Raw genomic sequence first — 13,025 nt, 5'->3', positions numbered from 1 at the left:
TCTTCTTATAATATTGAAAAAGTCTGTGATGTGATTGAAGATACAGGTGACGCTTTTGTTGTACCGCATGGAAATCATTTCCACTATATTCCTAAGAGTGATTTGTCAGCAGGAGAATTGGCTGCTGCTCAAGCCTATTGGAATGGGAAGCAGGGCTCACATTCTGCCACAAGCTCAAGTAAACCAAGTAGTGATAATGCTAAACCAGCCCAACCAAGTTTGACAGAGACTCCAAACCTGACTGTCACACCAACATATCATCAAAATCATGGGGAAGACATTTCAACACTTTTAAGTGAATTGTATGCCAAACCTTTGTCAGAACGCCATGTGGAATCGGATGGACTAGTCTTTGATCCGGCACAAATCATCAAACGTACAGCTAACGGTGTAGCAGTGCCTCACGGAGACCATTATCACTTTATTCCTTATTCACAAATGTCACCGCTGGAAGAAAAATTGGCTCGTATGATAGCTGTTAAGGGACAAAATGGCAGTGTCTTGCCAAGTGTTACTCCTCTGAAGCCGGCTCCTACTACCAAACCTCAAGCACCAGTGGAAAATAAACCGACTGAACTTGATGTCAACCAGGTTGTTAGAAAAGTTGGTGATGGTTATATTTTCGAGGATAAGGGCGCTAGTCGTTATGTTCTAGCTAAAGACTTAGCCAAGGATAAGATTGACGCTATTGAAAATCTCTTGTCAAAGAAAACTCAAGAGACGCATGCCCTAGTTGCGAAGAAAGAAAATGTCACTCCTCGTGACCAAGAATTTTATGATAAAGCATATAATTTATTGACCGAAGCTCATAAAGCCTTGTCTGAAAATAAGGGGCGTACTTCTGATTTCCAAGCCTTAAACAAATTAGCAGAACGCTTGAATAATGAATCTTCTAATAAAGGAAAATTGGTAGATGATTTATTGTCATTCTTAGCACCAATTACCCATCCAGAACGTCTCGGAAAACCAAATGCTCAAATTGCTTATACAGATGTTGAAATTAAATTAGCGAAATTAGCAGGTAAGTATACAACAGAAGATGGGTATATCTTTGACATTCGTGATATTACCAGTGATGAGGGAGATGCTTATGTAACTCCGCATATGACCCATAGTCATTGGATTAAGAAAGAGAGCTTGTCTGAAGCTGAAAGAGTAGCAGCCCAGGCTTATGCTAAAGAGAAAGGTTTGACACCTCCTTCAACAGAGAATCAGGGTTCAGGAGATACTGAGGTTAAAGGAGTAGAAGCAATCTATAATAAAGTGAAAGCAGCTAAGAAGGTCCCACTTGATCATATTCCTTACAATCTACAACATACTGTTGAAGTAAAAAATGGTAGCTTAATTATACCTCATTACGACCATTACCATAACATTAAATTTGGTTGGTTTGATGAAGGACTCTATGAAGCACCTAAGGGTTATAGCCTGGAGGATCTCTTTGCGACTGTAAAATATTACGTTGAACATCCTGAAGAACGTCCTCACTCAGATAATGGTTGGGGAAATGCCAGCGACCATGTTCGTAAAAATAAGGCAGACCAAGACAGTAAATCTGATGAAGATAAGGAAGATCGTCATGAATCAGACGAGTCAACTCGTCCTGAATCCAATGAAAAAGAAAATCATACAGGTTCAACCCCTTCAGTAGATAATCTTTATAAACCGAGCACTGATGAAGACGAGACAGAAGAAGTATCTAAAGATACAACAGACGAAGCTGAAGTACCTCAAGTAGAAACCGAAAAAGTAGAAGCCAAACTCAAAGAAGTAGAAGCTCTACTTGCTAAAGTAACGGATGCTAGTTTGAAAGACAATGTGACAGAGAGCCTATCTGGTTTACGAAATAATCTGAGTCTTCAAACCATGGATAATAATGGCATCATGGCAGAAGCAGAGAAACTACTTGCTTTGTTAAAAGGTAGTGAGTCAGTTACGACGAAACCAGAAGCATAAGTTTATCCTATTAAATCAAAATGATGTAAGAGTCAGTAGCAATACTGGCTTTTATTTTTTTAAAATGACATAAAAATCTTGACAGATAAACTTAAAAAAGGTAAACTATTTACTGGTTAATTAATTGGTTAAATAACCAGTTTAGAAAAACTGTTTAACCGAGAAAAAGAAGTTAAGAAAAGCTTCATCATTTATTGAAATGAGGGATTTATGAAATTCAGTAAAAAGTATATTGCAGCCGGATCAGCTGTTATCGTATCCTTGAGTCTTTGCGCCTATGCACTGAACCAGCATCGCTCGCAGGAAAATAAGGACAATAATCGTGTCTCTTATGTGGATGGCAGTCAGTCAAGTCAGAAAACTGAAAACTTGACACCAGATCAGGTTAGCCAGAAAGAAGGAATTCAGGCTGAGCAAATTGTCATCAAAATTACAGATCAGGGCTATGTGACGTCACACGGTGATCACTATCATTATTATAACGGGAAAGTTCCTTATGATGCCCTCTTTAGTGAAGAACTTTTGATGAAGGATCCAAACTATCAACTTAAGGATGGAGATATTGTCAATGAAGTCAAGGGTGGTTATATCATCAAGGTAGATGGAAAATATTATGTCTACCTGAAAGATGCAGCTCATGCTGATAATATTCGAACTAAAGATGAAATCAACCGTCAAAAACAAGAACATGTCAAAGATAATGAGAAGGTCAGCTCTGATGTTGCTGTAGCAAGGTCTCAGGGACGCTATACGACAGATGATGGTTATGTCTTTAATCCAGCTGATATTATCGAAGATACTGGTGATGCTTATATCGTTCCTCACGGAGGACACTATCACTACATTCCAAAAAGTGATTTGTCTGCTAGTGAATTAGCAGCCGCTAAAGCTCATCTGGCTGGTAAAAATACGCAACCGAGCCAGTTAAGCTATTCTTCAACAGCTAGTGATAATACTAATCAAGCTATAGAGAAAGAATCAACTAGCAAGCCAGAAAGCAAAGTTGAAAATCTCCAAAGTTTATTGAAAGAACTCTACGATTCACCTAGCGACAAACGTTACAGTGAATCAGATGGTCTGGTCTTTGACCCTGCTAAGATTATCAGTCGTACACCAAATGGAGTTGCGATTCCGCATGGTGACCATTATCACTTTATTCCTTACAGCAAGCTCTCTCCTTTAGAAGAAAAGATTGCTAGAATGGTGCCTATCGGTGGAACTGGTTCGACAGTTTCTACAAATGAAAAACCTCATGAAATAGCGTCTAGTCTAGGAAGTCTTCCAAGTAATCCATCTATATTGAATAATGCTTCTTCAACGTTAAATAAGGAAATTCCTTCAACATCTGATGGTTATATCTTTAATCCAAAAGATATCGTTGAAGAAACAGCCACAGCTTATATTGTAAGACATGGTGATCATTTCCATTACATTCCTAAGTCGAATCAAATTGGTCAACCGACTCTTCCAAATAATGGTCTAACAACACCTTCGCCATCTCTTCCAATCAATCCAGGAACTTCACATGAGGAACATGAAGAAGATGGGCACGGCTTTGATGCTAATCGTATTATTGCGGAGGATGAGCAAGGATTTATCATGAATCACGGTGACCACAATCATTACTTCTTCAAGAAGGATTTGACTGCTGATCAAATCAAGTCCGCACAAGACCACTTGAAAGGTGTAAATACAGCAACACCAAATCCAGCTCATGATGACGATCACGATGAAGATCATCATGGACACCATCATGATGAAGACCATGATCATGGTTTTGATGTTAATCGTGTCATCAGTGAGGATGAGCAAGGTTTTGTCATGAGTCACGGAGACCATAATCATTACTTCTTCAAGAAGGATTTGACAGCAGAGCAAATTAAGGCTGCACAAGACCATTTGAAAACACATCATGATGCAGAGCCTGTAAAACCTCTTGCTAAAACGGTAGAGTCTTTCTCAAGAGATGCTAGCGATGAAGAAAAGATTGCTTATATTTCGAAGACATACGGCGTTCCACTTGAAGCGATTAGAATTTCAAACGGATTCTTTGTTTTTGGAAATCCAGACCAAGCCTACGATCCAACTCATATCCACCCATATGCTGTTCGTAAGGAACATGTTCGTTTGCCACTCCAAACTGGCAATCCAGAACTTGATTTCCTAAACGAACTCTACACGACTGCTTTGAGAGATGGCGTGTCTCCGTATAGCTTACAGGTAGAAAATGGTAGTTTTGTGATTCCTCATGGCGACCACAATCACTACATCAAGGTTCAAACTAAGGGGTATGAAGTGGCTTTGAAAAACAAGATTCCAGCTCTACAATCCAATTATCAACCTGGAGCTTTTGATGAGAAGGCAGTCTTGGAAAAAGTGGATCAACTTCTAGCTGATAGCAGAAGTATCTATAAAGACAAGCCTATTGAACAAAGACAGATTGAGTTAGCCTTAGGTCAGTTTACTGAAAACATGAAGAAACTGGCAACTAACTCTACAGCAGGTTATCTTACAACACTGGATCGCTTTGATAAGCAATATATCCATATTGATGAAAGTGTCAAACCAGTTGAAACAAGTCCATTAGACAAGAAATATCAAGCATTAATTGATAAAATTAATACACTAGATACTGATAGCTATGGGCTTCCTAAGAAAGACCTTCTCGTTCGACTTCAAGAGGCTAAGTTGGCAAAAGATGCGGCTGGTTTGGCAGCGGTTGAATCACAACTTCAAGCTCTTCAAGACTTTAATGATCGAACAGGTGTTACAACTGTAGAATACATCAAGTATTTCTACGAACACGTAAATGACGGTCGTTTAAATGATGAACTTCGGAACAAAGTAGCTCAGTTGACTTGGACCTTGTATCAATCTCAATCTTTCCTTAAGGCAGCAGAATTGAACAGACTATTCCCAAGCATCTATCAGGCAAAACAAGAAGTGGAAGAAGCTTTGAAAGCTCAGCCAACTACTGCGAAATCAAGTCAAACAGTTCTAGATACTGAAAAAGTAGATAATCAAAGTGCCAAGACAGCTATTTATGGCTTCTTGAAAGAATTGTACGGAGACTTTATGCCTGAAGAACACGTCAATCATGTTAGCAAGGAAGAAGTAGAAAGTCTTTTGAGCAAGGCAAATCAACTCTTGGAACAAATCCAAGAAGAAGGAATCAGACAATCCTTGGCAGAAGAAGTAGAAAATCTCAAAGCTGCCACAAACAAGGCTGATGCAGACTTGGATGAAGTAAACAGTCAGGTAAAAGATGTCTTGACTCGTATCGCTAGCGCCCTCCAACAAGAGAAGGAAAATGCTGAGCAAGATCCTCAGACACTTGTACTCTATCAAAAACTCTACGATATTCTCATGTCGCTTCACGCATATTTAGAAAACAATAAGGGGTCTGATGCAGACTTTGATAAGGTGGATGCATTACTAGACCAACTTTCTGCTAAGAGTAAGGATAAGGCTGCTTTACTTGAATTGACAAAAGCTATTCTGGTCTTGAATCAAGAAATTAAGTCAAAATCAAGCGCGAGTGAAGAAGCAACTCCAGCGACAAATGCTGAAGCAAATGGTGAGAACACAAGTTCCGAAACTGAAACATCAGCAGCTGCGGAATCTAACAGTGAAACTGCAAGTGACGAAAACAAACCAAGCAACACAACAGATTCTAAACCTGCTGAACCAGCTTCAGAAAAGGAAACAACAGAATCTACAACAAGTACTGGAAATCAAGAAAAACCAGCAGAATAAAAAGAAAGGCGAAGTAGCTAAGCTACCTCGTCTTTTTAGTCTTTATAAGCTACGATACCAATGATTGTATCAACTGCACGTTCCATAGTCTGAAGGCTGACGTATTCAAAACGACCGTGCATATTCTCGCCACCAGCAAAGATATTAGGAGTTGGGATTCCCATAAAGGAAATCTTAGAGCCGTCTGTCCCTCCACGGATTGGTTCGATTATAGGAGTGATCCCCAAATCTTCCATAACGGCTTTAGCAATGGTAATTGGAGTCATATCTTTTTCAATGACTTCTTTCATATTGTAGTACTGGTCTGTCAAGTTTAGAGTGACACGGTCGCTACCAAGTTCTTGATTCATCTTATCAGCGATAGACTGCATTGCTGCTTTACGAGCTTCAAAGGCATCTTTTTCAAAATCACGAATGATGTAGCTTGCACGCGCCTCTTCGACACTACCTATCACATCCATTAGGTGGTAGAAGCCTTGGTAACCTTCTGTTAACTCGGGTCGGTCATTCTCTGGAAGTTGATTATGAAAATCAATTGCTAGCTGAAGGGCATTGACCATCTGCCCTTTGGCAGTACCAGGGTGGACATTGCGTCCTTGGAAATGCAATTCAGCACCAGCGGCTGAGAAGGTCTCGTACTGAAGTTCTCCGAGAGGTCCGCCATCTACAGTATAGGCAAAATCTACATCGAAATCTTCTGCATCAAATTTATTGGCACCAACACCGATTTCTTCATCTGGACCAAAACCAACACGAATCTCACAGTGCTTGATTTCAGGATGGGCAGTCAGATATTCAATAGCAGTCATAATTTCAGCAATCCCTGACTTGTCATCAGCACCTAGTAAGGTTGTTCCATCGGTTGTGATGAGCGTTTGTCCTGGATATTTCTCTAGACTCTTAAAGTCAGCTGGATCGAGTTTGAAACCAGAATTTCCAAGTTCAATCACACCACCATCGTAGTTTTCAATTACCTGTGGCTTGACTCCTTCGGCATTAAAATCAGCAGTATCCATGTGGGAGATGAAGCCAATCTTACGTGTTAAAGATGGATCATTGGCTGGTAAGGTCCCAATTGCAAAACCATTTGGTAGATAATAAACATTTTGTAATCCAACACGTTTCATTTCAGGAATAAGAACATTGGTTGCGAAGTCAACCTGACTCTGTGTACTTGGAGTAGTAGTAGAGTGTTCATCAGAGCGCGTGTTGACCTTAACGTAGGTCAAGAAGCGGTCCAAGAGATTGGGGTAAGTCATAAAAAACTCCTTTTGAATTCATTTTTTCCATTGTATCATAGAAAGAAAAGAAAAACAAAAGACAGAAGTTAGAGAAATTCGCTATGTTGGCGTTTACTTATTAATGGATAAATGATAAAATAAACTTGATAAAAATATCACAAGGAAGCGATTATGAAAAAAGCAATTTTAATGATGACTTTCGGTTCACCAGAAGAGATTACCTTTGAAGGTGTGGCTGATTTTTTCACAAATATTCGTCGTGGAGTGAGACCTCAAGACCATGAGATTCAAACTCTCTATGATAATTATGTACGAATTGGAGGCACGCCTCTGCAAAGAATTACGCGTGAAGAGGTTGCCTTGGTAGAAGCTAGGCTAGGAAATGAATATAGTGTCTATTTTGCCAATAAGTTTTCTAGACCCTTTATCCCAGACGTGATTGGTCAGATGGAAGCAGACGGAATCGAGCAATGTATTTGTTTGATTTTGGAGCCTCATTATTCTTTTTACTCTGTCATGGGTTATGAGAAATTTTTAGAAAGCAAGCAAATTCAGTTTTTGGTCATTAAGGACTGGTATCAAGAAGAGGCCTTGCTAAACTATTGGGCAGATGAAATTGCTAAGATTTTAAAAGATGAAGTGAAGCAGGATAGCTTTAAAGTCATCTTTTCAGCCCATAGTGTACCCATTTTTGCCTTGGATTTTGGCGATCCTTATATCGATCAAATTTTTGAAAATAGCAAGCTAGTCGCTGAAAAACTAGGTTTGAGTTCCGAGCAATATACCAACACTTGGCAGAGTGAAAGTGATATTGGTATTCCATGGATTAAGCCAGATGTTTTGGAGTATCTCAGAGAACAGACAGAACATCCAGACCATTATATTTTTGTACCTATTAGTTTCATCAGTGAGCATATTGAGGTCTTGTTTGACAACGATGTGGAATGTTATGACTTGTGTCAAGAATTGGGTGTGAACTACCATCGACCACCAATGCCAAATACGGATTCTCGCTTGATTGATGCCTTGATCAATACCGTCAGAGCCAATGAACATCAAGAGTTTAAGGAATTTCTCCCAGAAGAAGAAACCTTTGATGAGTTAGTTCCTTCAGACGAGACTAAAAATATCTTGGCCGAATCTCAAGATTTACAAATGCCGGAGTTTGTGAAAAAACTGATTGAGAAAAAAGGTCGGGAAAATGTTAAGATGCCTTATCTTATTAAGAAAATGCTTGAGAAAGCAGGTAAGTTACCGAAAGAGTAAAGAAAAAAGGATTTAGCTTTGTGCTAAATCCTTTTAATCGATTATTTTTTCTCAAGAAGGGCTTTGATTTCTTGAAGTACTTCCAACTCAGTTGGACCAGCTGGAGCTTCCTCAGCAGCTTCTTTCTTAGTAAGACTTTGAGCTTTTTCAATACCTTTGATTACAAAGAAGAGAACAGTACCGATAACTAGGAAGTTGATAACAGCGCTCAAGAATTTACCATATGTAACACCATTCCAAGCAAGATCAGCGATGTTTTGTACTTTCGCAGCTTCCAAGGCTGGATTCAAAATAAGTGGAGTGATGATATCGTTAACAAGTGATGTAACGATTGCACCAAAAGCAGAGGCAATGATCACACCGACAGCAAGGTCAACAACATTACCACGAAGCAAAAATGCTTTAAGATCTTTTAACATTTTCATTTTCCCTTTCAAAAAATTTTTACTCTTAATTATATATTAATTAAGAAGCTCTTGCAAGGTATATGCTTAAATTTTTTCTTATTTTTTAAAAATAAATACCTTACTAAAAATGTAATTGAGGATAATTATTAAGAATTGTGAAATAACTGTTTCAATACTATTAACTTTGTCAATATTATCATTTACAAATTGTCCGATAATATTAGGAAATTGGCTTACAAAGAGAAAAGTTAAAAACAAGTCTAACAGAAAAGTAGAAAGACGTGCTATAGTAAATTTTACTAAACGGATTGACCAATTCTCTCTAGCTTGCTTAAAGACAAGCCTATCATTTGTAATAAAGGCAAATAGGATACCGATAATATTTGCTAGTCCAGTAGCAAGGAGTTCTTGATGGGTTAATTGATAAATGACTAATCTGGATAGAATGGAGACAAGAGTAGTTGCTATTCCAAAAAGGAGATAGGCTAAAAGTTCGTTATTTAAAATATCAGTGATTGTTTTTTTCATGTTTTAAGTATAGCATAAAGCAGGCTATTGTGGTATACTAGTAAAGTTGATTGAATCAACCCTTGGTGCTTAGCTTCTTTCACCAAGCATATTATACACGGGAAACCGCCAAAGGAGGGAAAATGAAAAAATTAACTATTCGTGATGTAGCAGAAGATCCTGTTGAAACGAATACAGGAGCTTCAATTGTTAGCACCCAAGGCGGAAATATAGTCCTTTCAGATGGTTCAATGGTTGCTCCTGAGGTATTAGGTGGAACAGTCAACGAGGATCAGACAATTTCCGTTACTGATAAAGATGGTAATCTCAAAACACTTCCAAACACTGGAACAGCAGAAAGTATTCTAAGTACTATTGGTGGCATGTTGTTGACAGCAGTAGGTTACTTTTACAAGAAAAAACTATTTTAATTAAGAAAAGGAGAGATATATGACAGAAAAAACACAAGGACACGGATATTTCCGTAAGAAAAAATGGGCTAAAGGCCTGGTATCAGGAATTGCAGTTGCAGGTATTGTAGCCTTCTCTGCAGGTTCTGTATTGGCGGATGAAGCAGTTCAGCCTGAAATTGAAAACGACAATAACATGTACGCTACACAAGCTGGTAAAACAACAGGAAGCCAGTCCGTAGCGATTGATAATAGTGCAGTCACAAAGGCTGCTGACAAGGCTAAACAAGCTGGAGTAGTTGTATCTGAGACATCAAGCATTGATAAGGGTACAAATACTACCTCATCAAGTCTTGAACAGTCTAAGGCTGAGATTAAACAAGACCAGACTAAGCAAATAAAGGCACTTGAAGAAACGACTGAAAAACAAGTTCAAAACAATGAAGCCTTTAAGGAAGCGCAGGAAGCCATTCAAGCTAATAATAGCTTTGTGGCCACTGAAAAAGGCAAGCACGAACAATCAACAACTGTTACAGTGACGAATGATGGTTCGACTGCCACAGATGGGACAGCGACTCAAAACAACAAAGCTACTCAAACAGCTAAGAAAGTCTTAGCAGGAAATCAGCAAGCTGTCTCAACCTACCTGGAAGAAAAAGGGAAGTACGAAGCTACTGTCAAACAAGCTACTGAATTAAATCAAGCAGTAGAAGCTGCTGCAATAGATTTGGAGAAAAAGTATGTAACGGTTAAGGTTGTGACACGTACCGTTTCTTCAATCGCAGAAGTAGAAGAATTGAAGAAACAAAATGACAAAGCTATTGCAACTGCAAAAAGCAAAGTGGAGCTTAACAAAGCCATCATGGCTGCCTATGCAGAGAAGAAGAATGCTAGTGATCAAGTTAATCAAGATGCTGATCGTAAATCAACAGATTTGAAAAACTCTGGTGTACTTTTAACCTCTAAAACACAGGAAGTTTCTTCAGCTGATGAAGCGAAGCAAATTGGGGAACAAAACCAAGCAGCTTATGACAAAGCTAAGCAGACCCAAGCGGAATGGCAGAAGAAGTACGATGAGCTTCGAGCTAAGACAAGCACGGAAGGCTACATAAAAGAAGTAGTCTTGCAAGCCATTAGTGTTGCGACAGCAAATCCTGAAGCAACAGTGGAGTCCTCTGCTCCAGGAGCGCAGGTAACTACTAAAGGTTACATTCTCTCATCAAAAGGAACCTCAGGCTATGCTCGTATTCTTGACTCGACTAAAGTCTTGAAACACGAGGATGTTGGCACTGGATGGAAAACAGAAGTTGACTACACTAATCTGAAAGGTTTGACTGTTTCAACTGCAGATGGTAAAAAGCATGATATTTCTCGTATCCATCGAAAATTCGAGATTCTTAATCAAGGGAAGACAGGATTGAATGATGTCTATGTCTTGAATGACCCAACAGAAGGATTCGTAGTAGCTCGTAACGATGGAACCGGTGTACCAGCAGACTACATGAATTTCTTGGTTACGGATACCTACTACTACAACGTGGATGGGAAAGAAGTAGCTTTCAAAGCAAGTGAAAAGACTCCTGCAACCCTGACCTATTCTTCACTCAATCACAATCGTATTGGTTGGGAAGGTGCGAAAGCCATTAACGGAACTCATGTTGAAATTAACGGCTCAACTGTAAGCTATAACAAGAATAATGGTTATGTTCGCGCTGAAGGCTACAACGACCAACAAGATGTGGGGCATCTTTGGGATAAATCTGACTCACCTTACCAATACAAGGGAGCTGCACTTGGTGTCTTTAAGGAAGGGACAGCCTTCACATCCGAATTTATCCAATGGGATGGACCAGATAATTCAGGTGGCCAAACTTTCTGGTTTGCTTTGAATACGAAGGCTTTAGCGCCGGTTGTTGGAGTTCCAGCTACTGCAACCATTACTAAAACAACCGTGAAGCCAGTTAAGACTGAACCTGTATCAGCTGAATTGGTCAATGCGAAAAATCCAGCCAAACCAACCTTGGCGCTTAAAACTCTATCTGAAACTAAAAATCAGAAGTTATCCGCAAGCTATCACGGTTACAAATTGCAGTATAAACCTACTGTCCGCAAGTCTGTATCTGACACAGATAAAACGAATACAGATGGCCAAACAGTTGCTAAAAACGATACGCAGCTCTACACATTGAATCATGACAATATCTATGCGAACCTTAAAAAAGGTGACAAGATTACTATCATTGATCCACTCGAAGCTGGAGCAGTTCCTGATGTAGCTGTGACGAAAGCAACTGCAGAGAAAGCGGGATGGAGCGTTGCCTATGATGCAGGAAAGAATACTTATACCTTTACTGCAACCTACGAAGGGAAGCGCTTAGAAGCTCCTGTGATTACCTGGAAACCAATCTATGACAAGGGCTTCTATGACAACACTTATAAAATGTTAGTGAATAACTATGAAGTTTTCTCAAATACTGTTACGAACTACACTCCAAGACCTCCAAAACCAGTCAAATCTGTGTTAGATCATTCTGGAAAGGATATCAATGGTGCTAAAACATTTGATCGTAACGTGACCTTCCGCTTGATGACAGACTACAGTTCTTATGCCAAAACTCTTGCTTCAGCGAGCGCACTTGGTAAGGAGTTTGCAATCTTAGATGATGTTCAAGACAAAGCCTTCACAGTTGACCACAGCAAGATCAAGATGACTGCTGCTGGTAAAGACGTGAAAAACCTATTTGACATGTATCATGTACTTTCAGATGCAGGACGTACTGATGCAATCAATAAAATTTTGAAGGAATTGAACTTGCAACCTAAAGGTGAGTTCTATCTCTGGGTAGCCAAGGATTCTAAGAGTTTCTATCAGAACTACGTGAAACCAAATAAGAATGTTACTGTTGATCTTCCAGCCAAACTCTTGATTAAAGCAGGGGAAAAAGTCGAGAATGACTTTAAACAGATTGACTTTGGGAATGGCTATCAATCGAATCTTGTAACAATTGAAGTTCCAAATGTTAATCCAGAAAAACATGTACTTGATAGAACTGGTAAGAAAGTCCTTGATGGCAAAGAAGTTCAGATAGGTGATTTTGTTCAGTACCTCCTTGATGGAGTAACTGTTCCAGAAAAACATGATACATTGTACCAATATGATGGTTTGGATAAGCTCGATACGAAGCATGATCGCTATACTGGTAATTGGAAGGGTATCATTAAGGGGACAGAATATACAGCAGAAAAAGAGCTTGTGTTACCTTATGATGTGACATTGAAGAATGGTAAAGTGATTAAGGCAGGCGATAAGATTGAAAAAGGTAGCTCTTATGCCTTCACCTTTGAATTTAACCAAGGTACCAATTCAGAGTTCATTAAGAAACTTGTAACTGTTAAGTGGGATGCCAAAGGTGGTCAATGGTCTTACGTTATCAATCAAGATTTCTTGAACTCTCTAGGAATTAAAGGAACATTTGATGCAG

General features: G+C 39.2%; 7 protein-coding genes, 1 pseudogene and 1 riboswitch. Of the genes and pseudogenes, 5 read left to right on the top strand and 3 right to left on the bottom strand.

The genetic code is table 11. The annotated features are described in order from the left end of the window. Together HMPREF2764_RS04830 and HMPREF2764_RS04825 are read left to right on the top strand one after the other, a co-directional pair. Positions 1-1,956 (top strand): pneumococcal-type histidine triad protein (locus tag HMPREF2764_RS04830; RefSeq protein WP_148129359.1); only part of this gene is annotated, 1,956 nt, incomplete at its 5' end. Between the two features lie 210 nt (positions 1,957-2,166). Further along, on the top strand, positions 2,167-5,712 hold the full coding sequence (locus HMPREF2764_RS04825; RefSeq protein ID WP_070527629.1) for a pneumococcal-type histidine triad protein: 3,546 nt from the start codon (positions 2,167-2,169) through the stop codon (positions 5,710-5,712). A gap of 35 nt (positions 5,713-5,747) precedes the next feature. Here the strand turns inward: HMPREF2764_RS04825 and pepT are convergent, their stop codons facing one another. Further along, entirely contained in the window at positions 5,748-6,971 is a 1,224-nt protein-coding gene (gene pepT / locus HMPREF2764_RS04820) for a peptidase T (RefSeq protein WP_004254300.1), read from the bottom strand. 153 nt (positions 6,972-7,124) lie between these two features. Here pepT and hemH point away from each other — a divergent pair, with 153 nt between their 5' ends. Further along, entirely contained in the window at positions 7,125-8,219 is a 1,095-nt protein-coding gene (hemH, locus tag HMPREF2764_RS04815; protein WP_070527626.1) for a ferrochelatase, read from the top strand. Positions 8,220-8,260: 41 nt separating this feature from the next. On the opposite strand, the gene mscL is transcribed toward hemH, so the two are convergent. Both mscL and HMPREF2764_RS04805 read right to left on the bottom strand, forming a co-directional pair. After that, positions 8,261-8,638 (bottom strand): large conductance mechanosensitive channel protein MscL, encoded by a 378-nt coding sequence (mscL, locus tag HMPREF2764_RS04810; protein WP_070527623.1) that lies wholly within the window; start codon positions 8,636-8,638, stop codon positions 8,261-8,263. 84 nt (positions 8,639-8,722) lie between these two features. After that, positions 8,723-9,154: a GtrA family protein gene (locus HMPREF2764_RS04805; RefSeq protein ID WP_070527620.1), complete on the bottom strand. Its 432-nt coding sequence runs from the start codon at positions 9,152-9,154 to the stop codon at positions 8,723-8,725. Between the two features lie 28 nt (positions 9,155-9,182). After that, positions 9,183-9,279, top strand: a riboswitch (PreQ1 riboswitch). An 18-nt stretch (positions 9,280-9,297) separates the two neighbouring features. Here HMPREF2764_RS04805 and HMPREF2764_RS04800 point away from each other — a divergent pair. Both HMPREF2764_RS04800 and HMPREF2764_RS04795 read left to right on the top strand, forming a co-directional pair. Further along, positions 9,298-9,564, top strand: a pseudogene (locus HMPREF2764_RS04800) (LPXTG cell wall anchor domain-containing protein); the annotation flags it as partial. A 19-nt stretch (positions 9,565-9,583) separates the two neighbouring features. Then, positions 9,584-13,025, top strand: a 3,442-nt coding sequence (locus HMPREF2764_RS04795; RefSeq protein ID WP_070527618.1) for an SspB-related isopeptide-forming adhesin, incomplete at its 3' end; no start/stop codon positions are given.

Origin of the sequence: Streptococcus sp. HMSC073F11, assembly GCF_001810785.1 — a bacterium.
In the GTDB taxonomy this organism is placed as follows: domain Bacteria; phylum Bacillota; class Bacilli; order Lactobacillales; family Streptococcaceae; genus Streptococcus.
The sequence above is the reverse complement of the archived record's forward strand: the minus strand, read 5'-3'. Positions and strand labels throughout refer to the sequence as shown.

Bases quoted from the DNA above. Each gene is read 5' to 3' on its own strand.
- HMPREF2764_RS04825 (WP_070527629.1), top strand. From the start codon at position 2,167: ATGAAATTCAGTAAAAAGTATATTGCAGCCGGATCAGCTGTTATCGTA.
- pepT (WP_004254300.1), bottom strand. From the start codon at position 6,971: ATGACTTACCCCAATCTCTTGGACCGCTTCTTGACCTACGTTAAGGTC.
- hemH (WP_070527626.1), top strand. From the start codon at position 7,125: ATGAAAAAAGCAATTTTAATGATGACTTTCGGTTCACCAGAAGAGATT.
- mscL (WP_070527623.1), bottom strand. From the start codon at position 8,638: ATGTTAAAAGATCTTAAAGCATTTTTGCTTCGTGGTAATGTTGTTGAC.
- HMPREF2764_RS04805 (WP_070527620.1), bottom strand. From the start codon at position 9,154: ATGAAAAAAACAATCACTGATATTTTAAATAACGAACTTTTAGCCTAT.